Origin of the sequence: Streptomyces panaciradicis (assembly GCF_023516615.1) — a bacterium.
In the GTDB taxonomy this organism is placed as follows: domain Bacteria; phylum Actinomycetota; class Actinomycetes; order Streptomycetales; family Streptomycetaceae; genus Streptomyces; species Streptomyces panaciradicis.
The window spans coordinates 60290-83461 of the sequence record NZ_JAMGBF010000079.1; the positions used below are offsets into that span (position 1 = coordinate 60290).

General features: G+C 71.9%; 25 protein-coding genes. 15 read left to right on the forward strand and 10 right to left on the reverse strand.

Features of this window, described 5'->3' with window-relative positions; translation table 11 throughout:
- Positions 1 to 38: 38 nt before the first annotated feature.
- On the forward strand, positions 39 to 893 hold the full coding sequence (locus tag M8J74_RS25350) for a hypothetical protein (RefSeq protein ID WP_249838661.1): 855 nt from the start codon (positions 39 to 41) through the stop codon (positions 891 to 893).
- 7 nt (positions 894 to 900) lie between these two features.
- On the opposite strand, the gene M8J74_RS25355 is transcribed toward M8J74_RS25350, so the two are convergent.
- Positions 901 to 1464: a TetR/AcrR family transcriptional regulator gene (locus tag M8J74_RS25355; protein ID WP_249838662.1), complete on the reverse strand. Its 564-nt coding sequence runs from the start codon at positions 1462 to 1464 to the stop codon at positions 901 to 903.
- Entirely contained in the window at positions 1461 to 1823 is a 363-nt protein-coding gene (locus M8J74_RS25360) for a DUF1304 domain-containing protein (protein ID WP_058921399.1), read from the reverse strand. Before M8J74_RS25360 ends, M8J74_RS25355 begins: the two co-directional genes overlap by 4 nt.
- Before the next feature lie 287 nt (positions 1824 to 2110).
- Between M8J74_RS25360 and M8J74_RS25365 the strand changes: the two genes are divergently transcribed.
- The 5 genes from M8J74_RS25365 to M8J74_RS25385 are packed head-to-tail and all read left to right on the forward strand — an operon-like array spanning position 2111 to position 6500.
- Positions 2111 to 3883 (forward strand): sensor histidine kinase, encoded by a 1773-nt coding sequence (locus tag M8J74_RS25365; protein WP_249838663.1) that lies wholly within the window; start codon positions 2111 to 2113, stop codon positions 3881 to 3883.
- Positions 3884 to 3888: 5 nt separating this feature from the next.
- Positions 3889 to 4299 (forward strand): roadblock/LC7 domain-containing protein, encoded by a 411-nt coding sequence (locus M8J74_RS25370; RefSeq protein ID WP_030043913.1) that lies wholly within the window; start codon positions 3889 to 3891, stop codon positions 4297 to 4299.
- A complete protein-coding gene (locus tag M8J74_RS25375; RefSeq protein WP_249838664.1) occupies positions 4296 to 4667 on the forward strand; it encodes a DUF742 domain-containing protein in 372 nt (123 codons plus the stop codon). The genes M8J74_RS25370 and M8J74_RS25375 overlap by 4 nt, the downstream gene beginning before the upstream one ends.
- Complete coding sequence (locus M8J74_RS25380) at positions 4648 to 5256, forward strand: GTP-binding protein (RefSeq protein WP_249838665.1); 609 nt, start codon at positions 4648 to 4650, stop codon at positions 5254 to 5256. The genes M8J74_RS25375 and M8J74_RS25380 overlap by 20 nt, the downstream gene beginning before the upstream one ends.
- On the forward strand, positions 5253 to 6500 hold the full coding sequence (locus M8J74_RS25385; RefSeq protein WP_249838666.1) for a cytochrome P450: 1248 nt from the start codon (positions 5253 to 5255) through the stop codon (positions 6498 to 6500). The genes M8J74_RS25380 and M8J74_RS25385 overlap by 4 nt, the downstream gene beginning before the upstream one ends.
- Positions 6501 to 6573: 73 nt before the next feature.
- On the opposite strand, the gene M8J74_RS25390 is transcribed toward M8J74_RS25385, so the two are convergent.
- From M8J74_RS25390 to M8J74_RS25400, 3 genes are all read right to left on the reverse strand, one after another.
- Positions 6574 to 8304, reverse strand: coding sequence for a hypothetical protein (locus M8J74_RS25390; RefSeq protein ID WP_249838667.1), 1731 nt, complete (start codon positions 8302 to 8304; stop codon positions 6574 to 6576).
- 597 nt (positions 8305 to 8901) lie between these two features.
- Positions 8902 to 10536, reverse strand: coding sequence for an amidohydrolase (locus M8J74_RS25395; RefSeq protein ID WP_249838668.1), 1635 nt, complete (start codon positions 10534 to 10536; stop codon positions 8902 to 8904).
- 11 nt (positions 10537 to 10547) lie between these two features.
- Positions 10548 to 12050, reverse strand: coding sequence for an APC family permease (locus M8J74_RS25400; RefSeq protein WP_249838669.1), 1503 nt, complete (start codon positions 12048 to 12050; stop codon positions 10548 to 10550).
- A gap of 132 nt (positions 12051 to 12182) precedes the next feature.
- Between M8J74_RS25400 and M8J74_RS25405 the strand changes: the two genes are divergently transcribed.
- Positions 12183 to 12914: a TetR/AcrR family transcriptional regulator gene (locus M8J74_RS25405; RefSeq protein ID WP_249838670.1), complete on the forward strand. Its 732-nt coding sequence runs from the start codon at positions 12183 to 12185 to the stop codon at positions 12912 to 12914.
- A gap of 226 nt (positions 12915 to 13140) precedes the next feature.
- Positions 13141 to 13533: a VOC family protein gene (locus tag M8J74_RS25410; protein WP_249838671.1), complete on the forward strand. Its 393-nt coding sequence runs from the start codon at positions 13141 to 13143 to the stop codon at positions 13531 to 13533.
- A 57-nt stretch (positions 13534 to 13590) separates the two neighbouring features.
- Here M8J74_RS25410 and M8J74_RS25415 read toward each other — a convergent pair whose 3' ends face one another.
- Positions 13591 to 13875 (reverse strand): DUF4235 domain-containing protein, encoded by a 285-nt coding sequence (locus tag M8J74_RS25415; RefSeq protein ID WP_058927985.1) that lies wholly within the window; start codon positions 13873 to 13875, stop codon positions 13591 to 13593.
- Positions 13876 to 13924: 49 nt separating this feature from the next.
- Positions 13925 to 14938, reverse strand: a complete 1014-nt coding sequence (locus tag M8J74_RS25420) for a glutathione S-transferase family protein (RefSeq protein ID WP_249838672.1) — start codon at positions 14936 to 14938, stop codon at positions 13925 to 13927.
- A gap of 169 nt (positions 14939 to 15107) precedes the next feature.
- Here M8J74_RS25420 and M8J74_RS25425 point away from each other — a divergent pair, with 169 nt between their 5' ends.
- The gene (locus M8J74_RS25425; RefSeq protein WP_372500264.1) at positions 15108 to 16028 is read left to right on the forward strand and encodes a cation diffusion facilitator family transporter; all 921 of its coding nucleotides are present in this window, start codon (positions 15108 to 15110) and stop codon (positions 16026 to 16028) included.
- A 133-nt stretch (positions 16029 to 16161) separates the two neighbouring features.
- Here the strand turns inward: M8J74_RS25425 and M8J74_RS25430 are convergent, their stop codons facing one another.
- Complete coding sequence (locus M8J74_RS25430) at positions 16162 to 16614, reverse strand: nitroreductase family deazaflavin-dependent oxidoreductase (protein WP_058921388.1); 453 nt, start codon at positions 16612 to 16614, stop codon at positions 16162 to 16164.
- Positions 16615 to 16871: 257 nt separating this feature from the next.
- On the opposite strand from M8J74_RS25430, the gene M8J74_RS25435 reads away from it, so the two are divergent.
- Positions 16872 to 18071, forward strand: a complete 1200-nt coding sequence (locus M8J74_RS25435; protein ID WP_249838674.1) for a cytochrome P450 — start codon at positions 16872 to 16874, stop codon at positions 18069 to 18071.
- Positions 18072 to 18083: 12 nt separating this feature from the next.
- Positions 18084 to 18278, forward strand: coding sequence for a ferredoxin (locus M8J74_RS25440; RefSeq protein ID WP_249838675.1), 195 nt, complete (start codon positions 18084 to 18086; stop codon positions 18276 to 18278).
- Between the two features lie 733 nt (positions 18279 to 19011).
- Here the strand turns inward: M8J74_RS25440 and M8J74_RS25445 are convergent.
- Complete coding sequence (locus M8J74_RS25445) at positions 19012 to 19572, reverse strand: TetR/AcrR family transcriptional regulator (protein WP_249838676.1); 561 nt, start codon at positions 19570 to 19572, stop codon at positions 19012 to 19014.
- Between the two features lie 113 nt (positions 19573 to 19685).
- Here M8J74_RS25445 and M8J74_RS25450 point away from each other — a divergent pair, with 113 nt between their 5' ends.
- The 3 genes from M8J74_RS25450 (at position 19686) to M8J74_RS25460 (ending at position 21736) form a co-directional block, all read left to right on the forward strand.
- A complete protein-coding gene (locus tag M8J74_RS25450) occupies positions 19686 to 20144 on the forward strand; it encodes a nuclear transport factor 2 family protein (RefSeq protein ID WP_249838677.1) in 459 nt (152 codons plus the stop codon).
- A gap of 9 nt (positions 20145 to 20153) precedes the next feature.
- On the forward strand, positions 20154 to 20687 hold the full coding sequence (locus M8J74_RS25455; protein WP_249838678.1) for a flavoprotein: 534 nt from the start codon (positions 20154 to 20156) through the stop codon (positions 20685 to 20687).
- Between the two features lie 77 nt (positions 20688 to 20764).
- On the forward strand, positions 20765 to 21736 hold the full coding sequence (locus tag M8J74_RS25460; protein WP_249838679.1) for an aldo/keto reductase: 972 nt from the start codon (positions 20765 to 20767) through the stop codon (positions 21734 to 21736).
- On the opposite strand, the gene M8J74_RS25465 is transcribed toward M8J74_RS25460, so the two are convergent.
- Positions 21737 to 22555 carry a phytanoyl-CoA dioxygenase family protein gene (locus tag M8J74_RS25465; protein ID WP_249838680.1) on the reverse strand — a complete coding sequence of 273 codons (819 nt, stop codon included), beginning with the start codon at positions 22553 to 22555 and terminating at the stop codon, positions 21737 to 21739.
- A 63-nt stretch (positions 22556 to 22618) separates the two neighbouring features.
- Between M8J74_RS25465 and M8J74_RS25470 the strand changes: the two genes are divergently transcribed.
- Positions 22619 to 23172: AraC family ligand binding domain-containing protein (locus M8J74_RS25470; RefSeq protein ID WP_249838681.1), on the forward strand; the 554-nt coding region annotated here is incomplete at its 3' end.

Below are 23172 nucleotides of genomic sequence, written 5' to 3' on the forward strand. Positions count from 1 at the left end.
CAAGAAACGGCGGGCGACGAAGGGGAACAGGGGTGGGGATGCGCGCGGGACGGGTGGCGACGACGGTGCTGGTGGCGTCGGCGGTGGTGGCGTGCGGCGCCGGCAAGGGGCGGGACCTGGTCGTCACCGGCACCCCGCCCGCCGTACCCTACGGCGGCCCGCTGCATGTGCCGGTGAAGCAGGGCGGCGAAGACGGCGTCCGGGCCGCGCGCGCCGAGTCGGGGGCCGCCGGCCGGGCGCTGGAGTGCGACGGCGAGATCTACTCCGGCGGAGGCAGCGGCCCCTGGAGCAAGGGCGACGGGGGCGCGACACCGCGCGAGGGCCTCGAGGTCTTCTTCGACATCGAGCAGCCCGACCTCCCGCGGTACGGCTACCGCGTCGAGCGCAAGGAGGCGGACCGCGTCCTGTACTCCTTCGACGTCGGCGGCAGGACCAAGGTGGCGGTCGTCGTCGCCAAGGACCGGAAGGGCAGGCCCGGTTGGGGCCCGGAGACCAGCGCCTCCTGCGACCCGGCGGAACTCCCGGCGAGCTTCACCGACACACGGCCGTACGAGATCTGGACCGACCGGGACGGCGAGCGCGTGCCCGTCACGGAGGTGACCGGCAGCAGGGGCGCCGAGCACTGCGACTGGCAGCAGGCGCACTTCCTGTCACTGGGCCGGGGCAGGGACGCCAGGACGTACGCCCGGGACCCGGAGAACGTCCTCCCCGACGGCATGCTCACCGTGCCGTACGACGGTGACGTGCGAATGCCGGCCGGCGCCCACGACACCGGATACCGGTACCACGAACGGCAGTTGTGGCTCACCGACGACCCGTCGAGGGCCTACGTCCGCACCTCCCACGGTGTGGAGGCCTGGGCGCGGGTGGCGGACGGGTACGGCTGCAAGTGAGCGGTCGTCAGCGGCTGGCGTGCAGGGCGACCAGCAACTGCCAGACCTCGTCGGCGATCCGGGCGGCGTTCCCGTCCAGCAGGCCGTGCAGCCAGTCGGCGAGCACCCCGGCGAAGGTGGCGGCCACCGCCGAGGCCACCAGCGGGGCGTCCGCCGCGCCCGCCCGCTCGCGCTCACGCAGGCTGTAGGCGCGCAGGTCCCGGTGCAGCACCCGGCCGAGCGGGCCGCCGCCCCCCGGCGTCAGCAGCTCGCGGTACAGGCCGGCGTGCGGGGCGAGCGAGGCGAAGAACTCCGCCAGCGCGGGCGGCGCGTGCACCGGATCGGGCCGGCCCGTCCAGGAGTGCAGCGCCTCGACGGCCTCCCGTACGACGTCCGCGCACGCGTCGACCGCCAGCGCCTCCAGGCCGTCGTAGTGGACGTAGAACGTGGCCCGTCCGACGCCGGCCCGCCGCACCAGAGCCGCCACGCCGACCTCGGCCAGCGGGCGTTCGGCGCACTCCGCGAGCAGCGCCTGGCGCAGCCGCGCCCGGGTGCGGGCGGCCCTGGGGTCCTCCGGTTCGTGACGGGTCACTGCGCGATCAGTACGGCGGCCAGGGCGAGGGCGCCGGGCAGGGCCTGCGCGAAGAGGATGCGGCGGTTGGCGGTGAGGGCGCCGTAGACGCCGGCGACCACGACGCAGGACAGGAAGAACACCTGGGCACGGTAGCCCGTAGGGTCGGCCGCGATCAGGCCCCAGACCAGGCCCGCCGCGAGGAACCCGTTGTACAGGCCCTGGTTGGCGGCCATCGGCGCGGTCGCGCGGGCCATCTCGGGGTCGAAACCGTGCAGAGCCTTCCCGGGCTTCTTCTGCCACAGGAACATCTCCAGCACCAGGATGTAGGCGTGCAGGGCGGCCACCAGGGCGACCAGGACATCGGCGAGCGTCGCCATGGCGACCTTCCTTTCATGGACAGGTGTCCACTATAGCTGGACACCTGTCCATGAAGTGTGAGGGTGGTGGAGCCGGGCGACGGGGGCCTGGATTCCTGGCGGAGAGTGATGGAACCCTCACGTCCACCGGGTGTTCGAGGTTGATCCTTTCGGGTTCAAACCCGATAAGCTCCCGTTCGGCGCTGCGAGTTGACGGAACACGTCCGTTCACTTCGTAGTGCGCACCCTGAGTGCGGAACCCCCTTGTACACCCCCCTTGTTCGTTCGTGTTGCTACGAAGGATGCAGATGGAACTCGCCACTCCGCCGCCGGCGGCGCGGGCCCCTGTCGCCTGGTACAGCTGGTGGTTGATGCCACTGGCCTTAGGAGGCGGGACGGTTGCCGCCACGTTCATGAGCTCCGAGCGAATAGCCGCCGGCGTCGCGGGTGCCGCGGCGACCGCCGCGAGCGCCGTCTGCGTACGGCTGCTGGTCCGCACCCGGGCCCAGCTCACCCGCTCCGAGAACACCTTCCGCACCACCCAGGCGGAGCACTCGCAGCAGTGGCAGCAGCATGTGTCGGTGCTGGAGCGGAAGTTCACCGCGGAGCGCGCCTCCCTGGAGGCCCAGCTCAACGAGCAGTCCAGCGGCTACGAGGCCCGGATCGCCGAGCAGAGCTCGGCGTACGAGGCCCGGCTCGCCGAACAGACCCGTGCCTTCGAGGCGCGGCTCGCCGAGCAGGTGGACTCCTACGAGGCCCGGCTCGCGGAGCAGAACGAGGCCTGGCAGGAGCAGCTGACCCACCAGCACGCCGCCGTCGCACGGCTCGCCGACGAGCAGTTGCCCGAGGCGCTGAAGCAGCTGCGCGCCGGTGAGGCGATCGAGGACCTGCTGCCCGTCGGCAACCAGTGCGCCAAGGTCAGCTCCGACCTGCAGGCCGAACTGCGCAAGGTGCTGCGCACCGCACTGATCGGCGTGGAGGAGGAGTTCAACCGCTCGACCTCCGCCGAGCAGGCCGTGATCAGCATCGGCAACCGCATCCACGTGCTCACCAGCAAGCTCCGCGGCCGGCTGCACGAGATGCAGGGCGAACACGGCCGGCTGCCCGCCGTGGCCCGCGGCCTGATGGAGCTCGACCAGCAGCTCGGCCCCGCCGACTCGCTCGCCGCGAGCATCGGCGTACTGGGCGGCTCGGACCGGCCCGGACGCCAGTGGCAGGAGCCGCAGCGCCTGCTGAGCGTGGTGCGCGGCGGCATCGGCCGGATCAAGGACTTCCACCGCGTCGAGGTACGGCACCTGCCCGAACTCGGCGTGGACGGCGGCCTGGTGGACCACCTCACGCTGGTCTTCGCCCACCTGCTGGACAACGCGGCCCGCTACTCGCCGCCCACCGAGCCGGTGATCGTCTCCGGCAAGGAGGTCCCCAACGGCGTCGGCATCGAGATCCAGGACTCCGGCAAGGGCCTGAGCGAGGAGAAGAAGCGGGAGGCCGACGAGGCACTGACCGGCACCGCCGCCGGACCGGGCATCGGCGGTATCTCCGAGGACGCCAACATCGGCCTGCGCGTCGTCGGCGCCCTCGCCCGCCGCTACGGCATCCGCGTCACCTTCGCGGACTCGCCGTGGCTCGGCACCTCGGTGGTCGTGGTGGTCCCGCACAAGTACTTCAGCCCGCTGCCCACCGCGACCCCGGTGACCGCACAGGCTCCGGCGACCCCGCAGGCCCAGGTGGCCGAGGCGGCCCCCGCCGCCCCGCCCTCCTCCGTCGTCCCGGTGGCCGTCGCGGCCGCCGCCGAGACCGTGACCGAGGCCGGTGACGCCGTGGACACCACGCCCGGCGGACTGCCCCGACGCCGCAGCAAACGGCACGAGACGGCACGGCACGAGCCGGCCGAGCAGGCCGCGCGGACCGGGGAGAAGGCGGTCCACGCCGTCCCGCCGGACGCCTCGTTCGCGGGTCTGGCCGCCTTCGCCACCGCCGGCCGTACGTCCGCCGAGGAGCCCACCGGGGAGTCAGCCGAGGGGGACGGCGCGCCCGACGGCCGTGAGTCCACCGAGCACCGCACTGAAGAGAGCGACTAGTCCACATGACGCAACAGGGAACCGACGTGAGCTGGGCGCTCCGCGATCTCGTGGAGTCCATCCCGGAGATCCGCTTCGCCCTCGTGGCCTCCAGTGACGGCAAGGCCATCACCTCCTTCGGCGCCGAGGACCCGGACGACGTGGACCGGTTCGCCGCCGTGGTCGCCGGACTGCAGGCCCTGGCCCAGCCGGTGGCCGAGCAGTTCCCCAAGTACGCGGGGCAGCTGCGGCTGGCGATGATCGAGGTCGACGGCGGCCATCTCTTCGTCGTACGCGCGGGTGTGGAGACGTATCTCGGTGTCCTTGCCCGGGAAGGCCTCGACCAGGGGCTGCTCGGACACCAGATGAGGGATCTGGCCCGCAGGATGGGTGAGCTCCTCGGCACCACTCCGCGCCTGGAGGAGCACTCTGGATGAGTGCTCCCCGCCGGCCCACGAACCCGTCTGGTCTCGAGCGTTACTACGTCCTCACCCGTGGACGCAGCGGACCGGGCGGTTCGGCGTCGAGTCTCGACGTGGCGACCCTCATCGTCTCGGTGACCGCCCCCGCACCGGGCATGCAGCACGAGCACGAGGACATCCTCCGGCGCTGCCGCGATCCGCTGTCGGTGGCCGAACTGGGCGCCCACCTCGGATTGCCCTTCAACATTCTCGCGGTGCTGTTGGCGGATCTGCTCGAGGCAGGCCGCGTCGAAGCCCGTGACCCCATCCCGGCGCACGACGCCGGCCGCGGGCCCGACCTCGCGCTCCTTGAGGAGGTACTCAGTGGACTTGAACGGCTTTGACCACCCCGGGCGCCCGGCCGCCGGGGGCACCACCCGCTCGGTGAAGGTGATGATCGCCGGCGGCTTCGGCACCGGGAAGACCACCATGGTCCGCTCGGTCAGCGACATCAAGCCGCTGACCACCGAGGAGACGCTCACCCAGGCCAGCGCCGACGACGACCACCTCATCGGCGTCGCCGACAAGACGGAGACCACCGTCAGCCTGGACTTCGGCAAGATCAGCCTCAACGACAGCCTGATGCTGTACCTGTTCGGCACGCCCGGACAGGAGCGGTTCTGGTTCCTGTGGAACGGCCTGTTCGAAGGCGCGCTCGGCGCGGTCGTCCTGGTCGACACCCGGCGCCTGGCCTCCAGCTTCCGGGCCATCGAGGAGATGGAGCGGCAGGACGTCCCCTTCGTCGTGGCGCTGAACGTCTTCCCCGACTCCAAGGAGTACCCGGTCGAGGAGATCCGGGACGCGCTCGACATCCCCGCACACATCCCGGTCGTGGCCTGCGACGCCCGCGACCGGGCCTCCAGCCGTGACGTGCTCGTCGCGCTGATCCACCACCTGAAGGACCGCTCCGCCGTCGCACTGGAGTCCCGATGAACGCGCAGCCCTTAAACGATCCCGACACGCCGAGCGGGTGCCCGGTCGCGCACGGGACCGACCTCACCCGGCTGTTCGGGCCGGAGGCGTCGACCGACCCGTACGGCATCTACGAACGGCTGCGCAAGGAGCACGGGCCCGTGGCGCCGGTGCTGCTCGAGGGCGACGTCCCCGCCTGGCTGGTCCTCGGCTACCGCGACAACCGGCGGGTGCTGGACAACCCGCGCCAGTTCAGCCGGGACGCGCGGATCTGGCGGGACTGGCGGGAAGGGCGCATCCCGGAGACGCACCCCCTGATCCCGATGGTCGGCTGGCGGCCCGACTGCGTCTCCCAGGACGGCGAGCCGCACCGCCGGCTGCGCGGCGCGGTGACCGACGGGCTGCTCGCGGCGTCCAGCCGGGGTGTGCGGCGACACGCCACGTACTTCGCCAACAAGCAGATCGACGCGTTCGCGGACGCCGGCCGCGCCGACCTGGTGGCCGACTACGCCGATCTTCTGCCGATGCTCGTGCTCACCCGGATCCTGGGCCTTCCCTCGGCGGACGGACTGCGCCTGATCGAGTCCTGCGCCCAGGTCTTCAAGGGCGGTGAGGACGCCCTGGAGCACAACGGCCGGATCATCCAGATCCTGTCGGAACTCGCCGAGCGCAAGCGGGCCGAGCCGGGCTCCGACTTCGCCACCGCCCTGCTGGAGCACCCGGCCGGCCTGGACCACGACGAGGTCGTCAGCCATCTGCGCCTGGTGCTCATCGCCGGCCACACCACCACCAGCAACCTGCTGGCCCAGGTCCTGCAGCGGGTCCTCACCGACGCCGGCCGGCTGTCCGACCTGGTCAGCGGGCAGCTGAACATCTCGTCCGTGGTGGAGGAGATCATGTGGGACACCCCGCCGCTGGCCGTGCTGCCGGGCCGGTTCGCGGCGGCCGACCTGGAGCTCGGAGGCCATCACATCCAGGAGGGGGAACTGCTCGTCCTGGGCCTGGCCGCCGGCAACATCGACCCGGAGGTGCGGCCCGACGCGGCCGTCGCCGTGCAGGGCAACCAGTCCCATCTGGCGTTCAGCGCGGGACCGCACGAGTGCCCGGGGCAGAACATCGGGCAGTCCATCATCGAGATCGGCGTGGACGTCCTGCTGCACCGGCTGCCGGACCTGCGGCTCGCCGTGCCGGCGGAGGAGCTGTCCTCGACCGCCTCCACCTGGGAGTCCCGGCTCGACAGCCTGCCGGTCGAGTTCTCCGCCTGACCCCGACACCACGCTGCCCGGCCGGTAATCCGGCCGGGCAGCGTCGTACGTCGGGACGGTCCACCCTGCGCCGTCAGCCGTCGAGCCAGTCGCCCGCGACGTCCGTGGGACGGTATCCCGTGGCGTTCCACAGGAAGTGCGGGTGGGCGCAGCCGAACATGTAGGCCAGCAGCGTGGTGTCCTCCCGCCCGGTCCGGGGGTCGTGCAGGGCGTGGAACATCTCGGAGCCGACGACGCCGGCGTCCTCCTGGATCTGCCGGGCGCGGTCCGTGGACGCCGCCGCGGCGGACGCCTCCACGGCGGCTATGTAGGTGCGCCGCAGGATCTCCCACGTGCTGTCGATGTCGCCGTACCAGGGACCGTGCAGCGCCTCGTAGGCATGGAGCTCGGCGTCGAACAGAGGCCAGGTGCCGGGGTGCTGGGCCCGGCAGCGTGCGGACAGCTCGGCGGTCCGGGCGCTCAGCGCCGCCACGGTGGGCCGCGGGGCGACGGTGAGGGTGGTGCCGTGGGTGAGGATGCCGCTGCACGAGTTGGGCTGCAGGTCGCAGAGCGGGCATGACTCGGCCGGGGGGAGGCCCTGGGTGATGCCGTCGAACCACAGCGCGTGCCGGCCCGTGAGCCCCATCCAGACGATGGTGGTGGTCATCAGCCAGGTGTTCCACATCGGCGGATGCGCCTCGGGCGTGCAGCCGTACTTGACGAGGGCTATGGCGCAGGCGGCGTAGAGGGCCTTGGTGTGGGTGGGCATGTCGGCGAGCCAGAAGTTGCTGATCTCGCCGGTGAGGGCGTCCGCTCGTACATCGGCCATGTCGTCGATGACGCGGCACAGCAGCAGGGAGGCGAGGTGTTCCTCCTGCCAGAGCTCGGTGTCGGGGGAGACGTGCCAGAACAAACAGTCCAGCATCTGCAGCGCCGAGTAGGTGCTCTGGCTGAGCGGGTTGCCCGGAGGAAGCGTCACCTCGCCCGCGTCGTGCTGCCGCAGCCAGTACTCGTCGACGGATCGCTTGTGGGCCGCGAACAGTCCGGAGACCAGGGCCCGTGCGCTGTTGGTGCTGAAGTCCTCGGCCAGGCGTTCCTCGACGTGCTGGGTGAGACGCGTGGTGTCGATGGTGTCGATCACGCGTTTGTACTCGTGGAAGACGAGGATGTCGTCCTCGAAGCGGTGGCGGTGGCCCAGGTCGCGTTCGAGGTCGTTCATCTGCCGGGTCCAGGACCAGCCACCGGTCAGGACGCTGTCGAGTTCGGGGCGGTGCGGCCAGGTCTTGACGGTGAGAGGACGGCCGGCGCTCTGCCGCCAGCGGTAGTCGTCCGGCGTGCGGGCCGGCGGGGTGGGCAGCCGCAGGCACAGCGGGCAGCCGCAGGCGCTCGACCGCTCCTCCTCGCGCGGCGGGGTGAGCGCCCGGGTCCTCCAGGCCCCCTCCAGCATCGCGCAGGTCAGGCGGCAGATCTCGACGTCGGTGCCGACCTGGGGGAAGGCCGCTTCGATCAGGCTCAGGCTGGCATCCAGACGCCTGAGCCTGGCTATGCCCTCCTCGTCGGGCGGGAGGAACGCGGGCCGCGCCAGATGGAGGGCTCCCTCCACACGCAGCGAGGTGCTGGGGTGGGGGGAACCGAGCGCCTCCAGCCGCTGCCGTACGGCGTCCTGGTAGCCGCGGTACCGCTCCGTACTGCCGTGGACGCGGGTCAGGAACAGGCGGGCCAGGGCGTCCCCGGCCTCCGTGGGGTGGAGTGGGGCGCTCGGCTGCGCCGTGAGCGTGTTGTCGGCGGACGCCTCCGGAACGGCACCTACGACTCGGGACTTCACACAGGTCTCCCATCAACTGCGGTCATGGAGGAACCGATCGGCCGTGGTCGTCGGCCGGTCGGTTCCGGGAACTTCTGCGCCCTCCGCGCAGGCCTCACCGGAGCCGGACGCACACGTGCGGCTCCGCTCCTGGTGCGTGCGCCCGCGAGGGGGCACGACTGATGCGCTCGCGCGGCGAGGAAGTGGGGGCGGACAGCCCTGCTGTCCGTGCGCTGACGAACCGCTCAGAGCCCGCCCGGTCCACGGACGCGGCGAGCCGCCCGTCCGCGGCAGGTGATCAACGGCTCGGCGCCGTCGCGGTGTTCACGGCTGCCCGTCGGACGGGGAGCGCGGGGAGGGGCGGACGGTTCTGGGCGTGCCCCAGATGACCGTTGACGGGAGTGTCGAACGGGAGGCCGAACCTGGCGTCCTTAGGCATGCGATTCCTTCCGGGATCCGGAACAGGCAGAGCCCCCCCGCCCTGCGAACGGGCGGCCTGCTGGCCGCCCGTGCATTCGAACTCAGCTTCTATGGCCGAAAGTTGAACCGAGAAGCGCTACGAGGCTGCCCAGAGCCTAAATGATCTACGCGTGACCTCACCGTGATATCCGTTACTGCTTACGCCTCATGAGCTGCGTACACTGCCTCCCCTCCCACGAAGGTCATCGCCACCCGCGTCCGCCCGATCTCCTGCGGCGGTGCGGCGAACGGATCGCGGTCCAGCACCACGAGATCCGCCAGGTGGCCGACCCGCACCCGCCCGGTGTCGTCGAGATGGTTCACGTACGCCGATCCGGCCGTGTAGGCCGTCAACGCCTCGGCGAGACCGATCCGTTCGGCGGGCAGGAACACGGGGGCGTCCGTGCTGCCGGGCGCGACCCGGTTCACCGCGACGTGGACTCCCTGGAGCGGATCGGGGCTGCTCACCGGCCAGTCGCTGCCCGCGGCGAGCCGCGCGCCGGAACGCAGCAGCGCGCCGAACGGGTACTGCCACGCGGCCCGTTCGGCGCCCAGGAAGGGGATGGTCAGCTCGTCCATCTGCGGTTCGTGCGCGGCCCACAGCGGCTGGAGGTTCGCCGTGGCGTCCAGCTCGGCGAAGCGCGGCACGTCGCCCGGGTGCACGACCTGAAGGTGCGCCAGATGCGGCCGGGTGTCGCTCGCCCCGTTCGCCGCCCGGGCGGCCTCGATCGCGTCCAGGGCGTCGCGGACGGCCCGGTCGCCCAGCGCGTGGAAGTGGCACTGGAAACCGAGCGCGTCCAACTCGGTCACGTACTTGGGCAGTTGCCCGGCGTCGATGAAGCTCTTGCCGCGGTTGGCGGTGGCGCAGCCGCACCGGTCCAGATAGGGATCGAGCAGCGCGGCCGTGCCGTTCTCCGCGACCCCGTCCAGCATCAGCTTCACCGTCCCCGCACGGAACCGCCCGTGACTCAACGCCTTCCGTTTGTCGACCAGTTCGGGAATCTGCTCGGCCCCGCGCTCCCGGTCCCACCACAGGGCGCCGACGACGCGCGCGGTGAGCGAGCCGTCCCGCGCGGCGGCCAGATACGCGCCGGACGGGTCGTCCATGCCGAGGAAGTCGCCGACGAGCGCGTCCTGCCAGGCCGTGATGCCGAGCGCGTGCAGATGGCGCTGGGCGTGCAGCAGGGCCGCCAGCCGGTCGGCCGCGGTGGCTGGGGGAGTGAGCCGCCCGACGAGCCGCATGGCCCCTTCCTGCAGGGTGCCGCTCGGCTCGCCGGCCGCGTCCCGTTCGATCCGCCCGTCGGCCGGGTCCGGGGTGTCCCGGGTGACACCGGCGAGCTCCAGGGCCCGGCCGTTGACCCAGGCGCCGTGGTGGTCGCGGTTGGGCAGGTACACCGGCCGGTCGGGCACGACGGCGTCCAGCAGTTCCCGGGTCGGCGTACCGCCGGCGAAGGCCTCCATGGACCAGCCGCCGCCGAGGATCCACTCCCGTTCGGGGTGGGCGTCGGCGTAGGCGCGGACCGCGGCGACCGTCTCCTCGGCCGTCGTGGCCCCGGTCAGGTCGCACTGCGACAACTCCAGCCCCGCCGGGACCGGATGGACGTGCGCGTCCTGGAACCCGGGCAGCAGCAGCCGGCCCGCCAGGTCGACGACCCGGGTCCGCGGTCCCTTGAGGTCCAGCACCTCGTCGTGGCCCACGGCCGTGATGCGGCCGCCGGTGACGGCCACGGCGGTGGCGGTGCGGCCCTCGGGGGTCAGGACGGGGCCGCCGGTGAAGAGGAGGTCTGCGTGCATGGGTCCGTTTCCTAGGAGAGGGTGGTCAGCAGGGCGGGCGCGTCCGCGTCCGTCCCCTGGCCGGTGCGGAAGTAGGGGGACCTGCGCACCCACTTGGCCCACGCGGCGGCGACGAGGCCCGACCCGATCATGGCCAGGGGGGTCAGGAGCAGGAACCACCCGTTGTCCGCCCGGAGTTCGAGATGGTCGGTGGAGGAGTAGAAGCTCCAGCCGAGATATCCGCCGAGCCCGAGCAGCGCCACCGCGCTCAGCGCGGGAAGCACCACCGCCCGCAGTCCCTGGAGCCGGTCCTCGCGCAGCAGCGAGCGGAAGCGCACCGCCGCCGCCAGCGCGGTGAGCGCGTACGACAGGGCCACCACGATCCCGACGGCGTTCACCGTCGCCATGATCATGTCCGCGAGCCGCGGGATCACCAGGGCGAGCGCGGCGACCGCCGCCGCCAGCGCGCCGATCAGCAGCGTCCCGGCCGCCGGAGTGCCGTAGCGCACGCTGACCTTGGACCACACCGGCCCGAGCGTACGGTCCCGGCTCATCGCGAACATCCCCCGGGCCGTGGGGATCACCCCGGCCTGCAGCGAGGCCACCGCCGAGAACATCAGCGCCACCAGGGGCAGTGCGGCCAGTGGCTGCGCCGCCAGCCGGTCCCCGAAGTACGCCAGCCCCTGCGCGCCATGACCGGCCAACTCCGTTTCCGACAAGACCCGTTGGAAGGCGATCGAGCCGAGCAGGAACAGGGCCAGCATGGTCAGGAGCGTGATGAAGCCGGCCCGGGAGGCGTCACGCGGCTCGCGCACCTCCTCGTTGACACTGAAGGCGGCCTCGAAACCCCAGTAGCAGAACACCGACAGGATCAGTCCCTGCGCCAGCGCCGACGACGAGGGGATGGCGAACGGGTCGAACCAGCTCCAGCTGAAGGCGTGCGGGCCGGTGACGATGCCGTAGCCGCAGAACCCGAGCAGGACGACGTACTCGAAGACCAGCAGCCCCGTCTGCAGCCGTGCCGCCGTGCGGACCCCGGTGACGGCGGTGACGGTCACCGCCACCAGGACGAAGATGCCGAGGGCGGTGGTCTGCGCCGTCGAACCCGCGTCCAGGACGAGCCCGCCCACCCGGTGCACTCCCGCCTCCCCGGCCAGCTGGATCAGCGCCGAGCCGGTGACCGCGGTCGTGTACGCCAGGAACGCCACCGTCGCCACGATGTTCACCCAGCCGACCATGAAACCGAGCCAGGGACTAAGGGAACGGCCCACCCACACATAGCCGTTGCCCGCGTTCGGCTCGACGCGGTTGAGCCGGGAGTAGGCGCCGGCGATGCCCAGCACGGGCAGGAACGCCAGCAGCATGATCGCCGGCAGATGCAGGCCCACCACCCCGGCCGTCACGCCGAGGCCGATGCCGATGCTGGTGGTCGCGGCCGTGCTGGACGCGGCGATGGCGACGCCGTCGAGGACGCCGAGGGACTTGCGCAGCGCCGGCCGCGCGGGCGGCGCTGCGCCGGGGGACTGGTCGGACATGGGCGGGTCTCCGCTCGCACCGGGGGGCCTGGCTGGCCCCGGTGAGCGCACATGAAACTGCCCGGGCACTTAACAGGTCAACGGTGTTGTCATAAGGTGCGGGCACCGGTCGCCGGTCCCAGGAGGCAGTCCATGAGCGAGCGCGTGGTGCCGCCCGGCGCCCGGCGGCGCAGGCGTCCCACCAAGCAGGGCGTCGTGCTGTCCGAGGAGCTGATCGTGGCGACCGCCCTGCGCCTGATCGAGGAGCACGGCGCCGACGCCCTGTCCGTGCGCCGCCTGGGCCGTGCCCTCGGTGCCGACCCCAGCTCGCTGTACCGCTACTTCCGGCACACCGACGACCTGATGCTCGCCGTCGCCGACGAGCTGATCGGCCGCACCCTGCGCGCCTGGCGGCCCACCGGCGACTGGCGTGCCGACCTGCGCGACCTCGGCCTGCGCATGCACGCGAGCGCCCTGGCCCATCCGCGGGCGGCCGTCCTGAGCTCGTACCGCGTCACCGGACGCGTGCACGAGATCCAGGCCGTCGAGACGATCCTGGGCGTGCTGCGCGGTGCCGGCTTCCCCGACGCCGACGCCGTGCGCGTCTACCACGCCTTCATCGACCAGGCCCTCGCCTTCGGCGCCCTGGACTCGGCGAGCACGGCCCTGCCGAAGGCCGCCCGGGAGGCGGAGGCGGCCGTATGGCGGGCGACGTACGCGAGGCTGCCCGCCGCCACCCATCCGCACATCGCCGCCGCGGCGCGCCACCTCGTGCACGACATGCCGCGCAGCTCCTACCCGGGCGCCCTCGATCTGCTGCTCGGCGCCGCGGCCGCCCGGCTGGCGGAAATCCGGGCGACGGTCCGGCCCGGGCAGGCCAGCTGACGGTGTGTCACGCCTGGAGGACCGGGCGACGAGGACCGCACCCGCCCCCACCCCGAACAGCGCAACTGGGACGGCCGGACAGTGCTGTTGGCCACGCCCGCCGCGAGTCCCACCGGCCGCAACCTGAGGTGGCCGGCCCGCGACTGAACCCGCCGGGCCGGGATATCCGGAGGAGGAGGGCGGCGGGACACGACCTGCTCCGCGCCCGGGACCCTTCGGAGGAGACATGCCGCTGGTTGAAGCGGGCTATGTGGTGCTCGACTGTGCCGAGCCCGAGAAGCTCGCCGTGTTCTACAAGGAACTGCTGGACGCCGAGGAGACCGACGCCACCGCCAACCGGGTGGAGATCAGGGGCGCCGACGGCATCCGGATGGCCTTCCGCCGCGACGTCAACGCGACGCCCCCGAGCTGGCCGCGCCCCGAGAACTCCCTCCAGGCGCATCTGGACTTCCAGGTGAGCGACCTGGACGCGACGGAGCGCAAGGTGGTCGAGCTCGGCGGCCGGCCGCTCGACACGAAGGACGCGGCCGGACCGTACGAGGAACGCGGCTACGCCGACCCGGCCGGGCACTCCTTCACCCTCCGCCGCGTCACACCGACGGCCCCGAAGCAGGGGTAGGGAGTGCGGCGGACGAGGAAGAGGGGCCGGCATCCTCGAGGATGCCGGCCCCTCTCGTCAGTCCCGGCCGCCCTGTTCGGTGGTCGGCCAGACGCCCGTCGAGCGTTCGATGGCCTTGGCGCCGCCGCGGTCCACGGCGCTGCGCACCACGGCGAAGATCGCCCCCTGGACCGCGGCGGCCAGCAGGATCTCTCCCCAGCCGCGGTCCTGGTCCAGGGCGTCCGGCGCGTCCTCCTCGTGCCGGATCGCCATCCACGTCTTGCGGAACACCATCCCCGACAGGGCGCCGCCCACCCAGCCCAGCGCGAAGCCCAAGGGCTTGTAGGCGAGGGGCAGTTTCATCTTTTTCTGCTTCTTGGCCACGTGTGCCTCCTTGCTCGATCCTGCTCGATCAGGGCCGCCCCTGCGCCGGGACTTCCTCATCCGCCGGCACCGGCCCCGGCGGCGTTCCGTCGCCGAACGGCCGGCCGCCCAGTTCCTGCCGGAAGTGGGGCGCGAGCCAGCCGGACAGCTCCGGTCCGAGGGGCACGATGCGGGTCGGGTTGATACCGCTGTGGACCTGGTAGTAGTGCCGTTTGATGTGGTCGAAGTCGACGGTGTCCCCGAAGCCGGGGGTCTGGTAGAGGTCGCGGGCGTACGCCCACAGGATCGGGTTCTCCGTCAGCTTCCAGCGGTTGCACTTGAAGTGACCGTGATAGACCGCGTCGAAACGGACCAGTGTGGTGAACAGCCGGATGTCCGCCTCGGTGATGGTGTCGCCGACCAGGTAGCGCTGCCCCTCCAGCCGCGCGCTCAGCATGTCCAGCCGCCGGAAGACACCGGCGCACGCGCCCTCGTACTCCTCCTGCTCCGTGGCGAAACCGGCCCGGTAGACCCCGTTGTTGACGTCCTCGTAGACCTCGGCCATCACCGTGTCGATCTCGTCGCGCAGGGCGTGCGGGTACAGGTCCGGCGCTCCGTCGCGGTGCAGGGCGCTCCACTCGGTGGCGAGGTCGAGGGTGAGCTGCTGGTAGTCGTTGGTGACCAGTCGGCCGCTGGGCACGTCGACGATCGCCGGCACGCTCACCCCGCCGGGGTACCCGGTCTCCCGCTTGTCGTACGCCTCACTGAGATAGCGGATGCCGAGGACCGGGTCGCGGCCACCGGGATCGAGCGTGAAGCGCCAGCTGCGGTCGTCCTGGATCGGGTCGGCGATCGCCATCGGCAGCGCGTCCTCCAGGCCCAGCAGCCGCCGGGAGATGACGGCGCGGCTCGCCCACGGACAGGCACGGCTGACCACCAGCCGGTAGCGGCCCGCCGCAACCGGCCAGCCGTCCCGCCCGTCCGCGGTGATCCGGTCCGCGAAGTGGCTCTTGGACCGCTTGAACGCCTTCTTGCCGTAGGAGTCGTTGCCCCCGCCGCCCATGGTTCCTCCTTGCGATCGTGTGCGCCGTGCTCGCCGCGTTCCCCGAATTCCCTGCCCCGCACGGTATGAGTCGACCCCGGACGGGCAGTCGGCGTACGTGAGCAGGACATCCTCGGACAATAAAGCTGACAGCTCGGACAACAAGGCTGACAGGCGGACCCGCGTCACCGTGCTGGTGGCACTCGCGGCGAATCTCGTGATCGCGGCGGCGAAGGCGGTGGGCGGCCTGGCCGCCGGATCACCTGCCCTGATGTCGGAGGCGGCGCACTCGGTGGCGGACAGCATGAACGAGGTGTTCTTGCTGGCCGCCCTGCGCCGCAGCCGCCGTCCGGCCGACAAGCGTCACCCCTTCGGTTACGGCAAGGAGCGTTTCTTCTGGTCGCTGCTCGCGGCCGTGGGCATTTTCGTGATGGGCGGCTGCTTCTCCTTCTTCCAGGGCCTTCAGGCCCTGCGCAACGGCGCTGAGGAGAAGACCAGCGGCTATGTGGCAGGTCTGATCGTGCTCGGCGTGTCCTTCCTCGCCGAGGGCGTGTCGCTGCTGCGGGCGGTGCACCAGGTGCGCGGGCAGGGCGGGTCCGGCGGCGGGATGCGCGACCCGGCGCTGCGCACCGTGGTCGCCGAGGACGGCACGGCGGTGCTGGGCGTGACGCTCGCCGCGATCGGCATGGCGCTGCACATGGTCACCGGTCAGGTGGTGTGGGAGGCGTCCGCCTCCTTCGGGATCGGCGCCCTGCTGGTCTTCGTCGCCTTCCATCTGGGCCGCGAGGCACGCGACCAGCTGATCGGCGAGGCCGCCGACCCCGAGGCCGCCGACCGCATCCGGGACCTGCTGCAGGAGCAGCCGGAGATCGACAGCGTGGAGGCGCTGTACACCATGAAGACCGGCCTGGACCAGGCCCTGGTGGCCGCTCGCGTCGACCTCGTGCCGGGCCTGGACAGCGAACAGGTCGAGAAGGTCGCCGTCCGCATCAAGCGGACGGTCGCGGACTCCGTCCCGGAGGCCGACCAGATCTTCCTGGACATCACCGACCGGCCCGCGGAGGAGGCACGGGAAAGCCCCGCCGCGACGGGGGAGCGCGGCGGGGCCTGACGCACGCGTGCCCGGGGGACACCGGTTCATGCGCCGGGCAGCGGAGATTTTTTCGGAAGGACGCATCACGGCTGATCCGGCCAGGTCCGGGTCGGCCGTGATGTGTCTGCCCGCCCGGATCGGGCGGCCCCGTTCAGTGGTCCGTGTCGACCGGTTCGAGTACGAAGACGGGGATCTGCCGGTCGGTCCTCTTCTGGTAGTCGGCGTACGGCGGGAACGCCTCGACCGCCCGCTGCCACCACTCGGCCTTCTCCTCGCCGGTGACCTCACGGGCCGTCATGTCCCGCTTGGCCGGGCCGTCCTGCAGTTCCACGCGGGGATCGGCCTTGACGTTGTGGTACCAGACCGGGTGCTTGGGCGCCCCGCCCTGCGAGGCGACGACCGCGTACCGCCCCTCGTGCTCGACACGCATCAGCGGTGACTTGCGGATCTTCCCGCTCTTCGCGCCGCGGGTGGTGAGCACGACGACGGGCAGGCCGGTGTCCCGCAGGGTCGTCCCCTTCGTACCGCCGGAGCTCTCGTACAGCTCCACCTGCTCGCGCACCCACTGCTCCGGGCTGGGTTCGTACTCGCCCTCAAGAGGCATGACATCCGTCCCATCGTCGAGTCCTGTGCGTTGCCGGCACGTCCAACACCGTCCCGTGCCGGAATCATCCCTACCGTACGAGCCGCCGGCCGCAAGCGGAGGGGATTGTTCCGTGCGCGGTTCTTTCGAATCGTGTGCGACCAACTCCGGCCAGAATGCCCCCGCCACCGATGTGGCCGAACTTCCCGTCGCCCTATAGATGCCCCGGGCATCTAATGAAGATCTGCACGACGCACTCTTCGTCTGCGAGGTCTTCCATGACGCAAGCGGAACCCGTGGCCTTCCCCCAGGACCGCACCTGCCCCTACCACCCGCCGACCGCCTACGACCCCCTGCGCGCCAGCCGCCCACTGGCCCGGATCACCCTCTACGACGGCCGTCCGGCCTGGTTGGTGACCGGACACGGCCTCGCCCGCGAACTGCTCGCAGACCAGCGCCTGTCCACCGACCGCAACCACCCCGACTTCCCGGCGCCCACCGAACGTTTCGCCTCGGTGCGCAACCGGAGGGTCGCGCTGCTCGGCGTCGACGACCCCGAGCACCGCGTCCAGCGGCGCATGATGGTTCCCAGCTTCACCCTCCGGCGGGCCGTCGACCTGCGCCCGCAGATCCAGCGGATCGTGGACGGACTGCTCGACGACATGATCGCCCAGGGGCCGCCCGCCGAACTCGTGAGCGCGTTCGCGCTGCCCGTGCCCTCGATGGTGATCTGCGCGCTGCTCGGCGTCCCCTACGCCGACCACGACTTCTTCGAGGGACAGTCACGCCGGCTGCTGCGCGGCCCGAAGGTCGAGGATGTGCAGGACGCGCGCGAGCAACTGGACGCGTACTTCGAGGACTTGATCGACCGCAAGCTGAAGCAGTCCGAACCGGGCGACGGCGTCCTCGACGAACTCGTCCACCAGCAGCTGCGCGAGGGGGTGCTGGACCGGCAGGACGTCATCGCGTTCGCCACGATCCTTCTGATCGCCGGGCACGAGACGACCGCCAACATGATCTCGCTCGGCACCTTCACCCTCCTGCAACACCCGGAAAAGCTGGCCGAGTTGCGGGCCGATCCGGAGCTGATGCCCCAGGCGGTCGAGGAGCTCATGCGCATGCTGTCGATCGCGGACGGCCTGCTGCGCAGGGCCACGGAGGACATCCAGGTGGGCGACACGACCATCCGGACCGGCGACGGGGTGCTCTTCTCGACCTCGGTCATCAACCGCGACGAGGACGTCTACCCCGACGCCGACACCCTGGACTGGCGCCGCCCGGCCCGCCACCACGTGGCCTTCGGCTTCGGCATCCACCAGTGCCTCGGCCAGAACCTGGCCCGCGCCGAACTCGACATCGCCCTGCGCACCCTCTTCGACCGGCTGCCCGCGCTGCGCCTGGCCGCCCCGGCGGACGAGATCCCCTTCAAGCCCGGCGACACGATCCAGGGGATGCTGGAACTCCCCGTGACCTGGTAAGAGGCCCGAGCCATGCACATCGACATCGACAAGGACGTCTGCATCGGCGCCGGCCAGTGCGCCCTGTCCGCCCCGCGCGTCTTCACCCAGGACGACGACGGCTTCAGCACCCTGCTGCCGGACCGCGAGAACGGCAACGGCGACCCGATGATCCGAGAGGCGGCGCGTGCCTGCCCGGTAGGTGCCATCACGGTGACCGAGGACTGAGCGGCACGCCCCGAATCCGGCGCCCCCGGCGCGGCGAGCCGACAGCGACTCGCGCGCCCGGCGGGCGGCGGGCGGCTGCTCGCCTCGGTCGGCAGCCTCGCAGCCGCTCGCTCGCCCAGCCGGGCGGTCTCGTGGCCGGCAAATTGCCCCGGGCGGTAACCGGGCACTGGCTTGCTTGCCCGGTGGGCGGTCCCGTGGCCGTTGGCTGACCGCGGGCGGCAGTCCGCAGCTGCTTGCTCGTCCGACGGGGCGGCAGGCGGTTGCTCACCTCGGGCGGTAGCCCGCAGCCGCTCGCTCGCGCGGCGCGGCGGGGTAGCGGCCGGTGGCTTCCCCCGGACGGCAGTCCCCAGCTGCTTGCGCGCCGGTCCGGGCGGTCTCATGGCCGGTGGCTGACCCCGTGGCAGCCGTAGTGGCTCGCTCGAGCGCCGGGGTGGCTCGCTGTCAGTCGCTCGCCCCGCGCAGCGGCCTCCCGGCCAGTCGCTCACCCCGGTCGGCAGTCGGCAGCCGCTTGCTCGCCCCGTGAGGCGGCCTCGCTGTCGGTCGTTCGCCCCGCGCAACGGTCTCCCGGTCAAGTGCTCACCCCGGGCGGCAGCCCGCAGCCGCTGGCTCGCCCGGTCGGGCGGTCTCGTGGTCGGTGGCTGACCGCGAGGGCAGCCCCCAGCGGCTCACTCGCCCCGTGGGGCGGCCGCGCGGCCAGTCACTTGCCCTGCGCGGCGGTCTCCCGGCCGGTTGCTCACCCCCCGCGGCAGCCCCGCAGCAGTAGTTCCGCTGCTGTGCGGGCCTGGCGGGCGGGCTCGGTGGTTTGGGTGATTCCCGCGGTCACCATGGCGCCCTCCGCCAGCAGGAACAGCTGCCCGGCCAGTGTGCCGGGCAGGCCGGCGGCGGCCACCAGCCCCTCGACGTACGCCCCGAACGCCCCCTTGTGCAGGCGTACTTGGGTCGCGACGCGCTCCGACGTGGCGCCCAGCTCGCCGTAGGAGTTGATCCACGCGCACCCGCGGAAGCCGTCCTCGCCGAACCAGACCTCCAGCCAGTCGAAGAGCGCCAGGATCCGCTCCTCCGGGTCCTCCCGGCGCTCCACGAACGCGGCGAGCCGTCCGCGCCAGCGCGCGTCGCGTCGTTCGAGATAGGCCTCCACCAACTGCTCCTTCGCCGGGAACAGTTGGTAGAGCCGCTTGAGCGAGACGCCCGAGGCCCCCCGGATGTCGTCCATGCCGACGCACTGGACGCCCCGCCCGTAGAACAGCTCCTCGGCCGCGTCCAGCACCTGTTCACGGGCGGTGGAGCTGTCCATGACGACCATGCCGGGTACGACCTTTCTTGACGTGAGAACCAGTGTTCTCCTACGGTAGCAGCCGAGGGGAGAACGCCCGTTCTCCGCTGCCGTCCGCCTGCCGAGGAGCCACCATGGCCGACCGTCCGCCCCTTCCCCCCTTCACCCGCGAGACCGCCGTGCAAAAGGTGCAGGCTGCCGAGGACGCCTGGAACACCCGCGACCCGCACAAGGTCGCGCTCGCCTACTCCGAGGACTCGGTCTGGCGCAACCGCGACACCTTCGTCACCGGCCGTGAGGAGATCGTCGCGTTCCTGACCCGCAAGTGGGAGCGCGAGCTCGACTACGCCCTGCGCAAGGACCTGTGGGCCTTCGACGGCAACCGCATCGCCGTCCGCTTCCAGTACGAGTGCCGCGACGCCGACGGCCGGTGGTCGCGCTCCTACGGCAACGAGCTGTGGGAGTTCGACGAGCACGGCCTGATGACCCGCCGCGAGGCGAGCATCAACGACCTGCCGATCGAGGAGGGGGAACGCCGCATCAACGGACCCCGGCCGGAAGCCGAGCACGGGCGGTCCTTCCCCCTTCAGTAGGGTTCCCGGATGACCGAACAGGCCGGGAACCCCTTCCTCTACGTCGTCGTCTGCGCCGCCGGCGTCGCGGTGGACGTGGGCAGGCTGATCACCGCCGCGCGGCGGCGGGACCGGGAGGTCGGCGTCATCGCCACGCCCGCCGCGACCAACGGCTTCTTCGACACCGAGTCCGTCGCGGCGCTGACCGGCCGCCCCATACGCTCGGCCTGGCGCACCCCGGGCGACCCGCGCCCCTTCCCGCCGCCCGACGCGGTCGTGGTCGCGCCCGCCACCTTCAACACGATCAACAAGTGGGCGGCGGGCCTGGCCGACACCCTCGCCGTGGCGACCCTGTGCGAGGCCACGGGCCTGGGCGTCCCGGTCGCCGTCCTGCCGTGCGTGTCCGACGCCCTGGCCGCCCACCCCGCCTACCGGGACAGCCTGGTACGGCTGCGCGGCATGGGCGTCCGGTTCGGCGAGCGGTACACGGGGGAGCCGGGAGAGGACGGCGTGCGGCCGGAGTTCGGCTGGGAGCGGGCGCTGGACCTGCTGGACCTCGGCTGACACCCCGCAGCGCACACGGGGCGCGCACGGCGTCGTACGCTCCCCTCGTACCCCACCCGAAGGCAGGAGCAGCAACGATGCAGTACGTGAAGCTCGGTTCGACGGGCCTGGACGTGTCGCGGATCTGTCTGGGCTGCATGACCTACGGCCTGCCCGACCGAGGCGTGCACGAGTGGACGCTCGGCGAGGAGGATTCGCGGCCGCTGATCCGGCAGGCGCTGGAGGCCGGCATCAACTTCTTTGACACGGCGAACGTGTACTCCGACGGCACCAGCGAGGAGATCGTCGGCAAGGCGCTGCGCGAGTACGCCAACCGCGACGAGATCGTGCTCGCGACCAAGGCGCACGGCCGGACGCGGCCCGGCCCCAACGGCGCCGGACTGTCCCGCAAGGCCATCATGACCGAGATCGACCACAGTCTCGCGCGCCTCGGCACGGACTACGTCGACCTCTACCAGATCCACCGCTTCGACCCGCACACCCCGGTCGAGGAGACCATGGAGGCCCTCCACGACCTGGTGAAGGCGGGCAAGGTCCGCTACATCGGGGCGAGTTCGATGTACGCCTGGCAGTTCTCCAAGATGCAGTACACCGCGGAGCGGCACGGCTGGACGAAGTTCGTGTCCATGCAGAACCACTACAACCTCCTCTACCGCGAGGAGGAGCGCGAGATGCTGCCGCTCTGCGCCGACCAGGGCGTCGGCGTCCTGCCCTGGAGCCCGCTGGCCCGCGGCCGGCTCACCCGCGACTGGGGCACGGTGACCGACCGCAGCGCCAACGACGACTTCGGCAGCCGCCTCTACCCGGAGGGCGACCGCACCATCGTCGAGGCGGTGACCCGGATCGCGAACGACCGGGGCGTCCCGCGCGCCCAGGTGGCCCTCGCCTGGCTGCTGCACCAGGAGACGGTGGTGGCCCCGATCATCGGAGCCGCCAAGCCGCACCACATCGAGGACGCCGTCGCCGCGGTCGAACTCACCCTCAGCGACAAGGAGATCGAGGAACTGGAGCGGCCGTACACCCCGCACCCCATCGTGGGCCACGGCTGACTAGTGGGGCCCCTGCGGTGCGAACTCCGTGCCGCACGGGCCCGCCCCCTCGCTCTCCGGCAGCACGACCCGTTCGCCGCTCATGGCCAGCGTCCGGTAGTACGCGCCGATCCGCTCGGCCGACCTGCCCACGTAGTGCCCGATGAACGACCGCCGGAACCGGTCGGCCGTGCGGTTGGGCTGCGAGCCGTGCACCAGGCTGCCGTTGAAGAACAGCACGTCGCCCGGTGCCATGTCGACCGGCACGGCGGTCAGCCCCTCGGGCGGCGCGACGTACTCCCGCGCGAACGACACGTCCTCGTCCGCTTCTTCCGGGCAGAACAGGTCCATCAGGTGCGTGCCGGGCACGACCTCCAGGCCGCCGTTGTCGCGGTCGATCACATCGCAGGCCACCCACGCCGCCACGCAGGTGCCGGGCTCCACCCGCAGATAGAAGTTGTCCTGGTGCAGCGCCTGGCCGCGGGCGCCGGGCGGCTTGAAGTAGAACATGCTCTGCGCGGCCAGCACCTCCTCGCCGAGCAGCACCTCCAGCACCGTGCGCAGCCGCGCGTCGAGCAGGACGCCGCGCGCCCGTTCGTTGATCTCGTGCGGCTGCATCACCCGCGGGTAGGCCGCCAGCGGATCGGTGCCCGCCCGCGGCTGGAAGTGCCCCGGCACCGGGCCCGCCGCGTGCAGCGCGGTGAACTCCGCGCGCAATCGGTCGATCTCGTCGTACCCGAACAGCCCGCGCAGGACCGTGAACCCGTCCTTCTGGAACTGCCGAAGCCCGTCCGCGGTCAGCAGTGAACCGCCTGCGGCATCGATATCCGTGGCTGTCATCCCGCTCCTCCTCCTTGTGGTGTAATCCGCCGTCCAAGCTAGGCCGCTGCCGTCCGCCGGAGGATGCCCGTGAACGCTGACCGATTGCCCGAGGCTGCTGCGCCGCCGCCGGGCCTGGTCGTCGTCGGCCACTACGACGAGCCGCCGGGGTACGGGATCAGCCGCCCCGGCGGAGCGGAGAGCTGGCTCTTCCTGTGGACCACCGGCGGCAGCGGCCGGGTGCGCCAGGGGCAGGCGGAGGCGGCGGCCGGCACCGGGGACCTGGTCGTGCTGGCGCCGGGGGCACCGCACCAGTACGCCGTCGCGCCGGGCGCCGCGGGCTGGCGGTTCTGGTGGGTCCACTGCCAGGCCCGGCCGGCCTGGACACCGTGGCTGCGCCCGTACGACACCGGTGACGGCCTGTACGCCGTCACGCCGACCCCGGCCGCCGTGCACGGGCGGGTGGAGGCCGCCTTCGGCCGGATGCTCGCCGACGCGCGCTGGACCGGCACCGAGCCGCCGCCCGCGGCCGCGCCCCGCCACGACCGCGTGGCCGTGGCGCACGGCACCGCCGCTCGCGAACTCGCCCTGTCCTCGCTGGAGGACGTCGTCCTGCTCACGGCGGCCACGGCCCGGCC

Bases quoted from the DNA above. Each gene is read 5' to 3' on its own strand.
- M8J74_RS25365 (WP_249838663.1), top strand. From the start codon at position 2,111: ATGGAACTCGCCACTCCGCCGCCGGCGGCGCGGGCCCCTGTCGCCTGG.
- M8J74_RS25395 (WP_249838668.1), bottom strand. From the start codon at position 10,536: ATGCACGCAGACCTCCTCTTCACCGGCGGCCCCGTCCTGACCCCCGAG.
- M8J74_RS25370 (WP_030043913.1), top strand. From the start codon at position 3,889: ATGACGCAACAGGGAACCGACGTGAGCTGGGCGCTCCGCGATCTCGTG.
- M8J74_RS25435 (WP_249838674.1), top strand. From the start codon at position 16,872: ATGACGCAAGCGGAACCCGTGGCCTTCCCCCAGGACCGCACCTGCCCC.
- M8J74_RS25405 (WP_249838670.1), top strand. From the start codon at position 12,183: ATGAGCGAGCGCGTGGTGCCGCCCGGCGCCCGGCGGCGCAGGCGTCCC.
- M8J74_RS25375 (WP_249838664.1), top strand. From the start codon at position 4,296: ATGAGTGCTCCCCGCCGGCCCACGAACCCGTCTGGTCTCGAGCGTTAC.
- M8J74_RS25415 (WP_058927985.1), bottom strand. From the start codon at position 13,875: ATGAAACTGCCCCTCGCCTACAAGCCCTTGGGCTTCGCGCTGGGCTGG.
- M8J74_RS25465 (WP_249838680.1), bottom strand. From the start codon at position 22,555: ATGACAGCCACGGATATCGATGCCGCAGGCGGTTCACTGCTGACCGCG.
- M8J74_RS25455 (WP_249838678.1), top strand. From the start codon at position 20,154: ATGACCGAACAGGCCGGGAACCCCTTCCTCTACGTCGTCGTCTGCGCC.
- M8J74_RS25450 (WP_249838677.1), top strand. From the start codon at position 19,686: ATGGCCGACCGTCCGCCCCTTCCCCCCTTCACCCGCGAGACCGCCGTG.
- M8J74_RS25460 (WP_249838679.1), top strand. From the start codon at position 20,765: ATGCAGTACGTGAAGCTCGGTTCGACGGGCCTGGACGTGTCGCGGATC.
- M8J74_RS25360 (WP_058921399.1), bottom strand. From the start codon at position 1,823: ATGGCGACGCTCGCCGATGTCCTGGTCGCCCTGGTGGCCGCCCTGCAC.
- M8J74_RS25430 (WP_058921388.1), bottom strand. From the start codon at position 16,614: ATGCCTCTTGAGGGCGAGTACGAACCCAGCCCGGAGCAGTGGGTGCGC.
- M8J74_RS25400 (WP_249838669.1), bottom strand. From the start codon at position 12,050: ATGTCCGACCAGTCCCCCGGCGCAGCGCCGCCCGCGCGGCCGGCGCTG.
- M8J74_RS25385 (WP_249838666.1), top strand. From the start codon at position 5,253: ATGAACGCGCAGCCCTTAAACGATCCCGACACGCCGAGCGGGTGCCCG.
- M8J74_RS25420 (WP_249838672.1), bottom strand. From the start codon at position 14,938: ATGGGCGGCGGGGGCAACGACTCCTACGGCAAGAAGGCGTTCAAGCGG.
- M8J74_RS25410 (WP_249838671.1), top strand. From the start codon at position 13,141: ATGCCGCTGGTTGAAGCGGGCTATGTGGTGCTCGACTGTGCCGAGCCC.
- M8J74_RS25440 (WP_249838675.1), top strand. From the start codon at position 18,084: ATGCACATCGACATCGACAAGGACGTCTGCATCGGCGCCGGCCAGTGC.
- M8J74_RS25445 (WP_249838676.1), bottom strand. From the start codon at position 19,572: ATGGACAGCTCCACCGCCCGTGAACAGGTGCTGGACGCGGCCGAGGAG.
- M8J74_RS25350 (WP_249838661.1), top strand. From the start codon at position 39: ATGCGCGCGGGACGGGTGGCGACGACGGTGCTGGTGGCGTCGGCGGTG.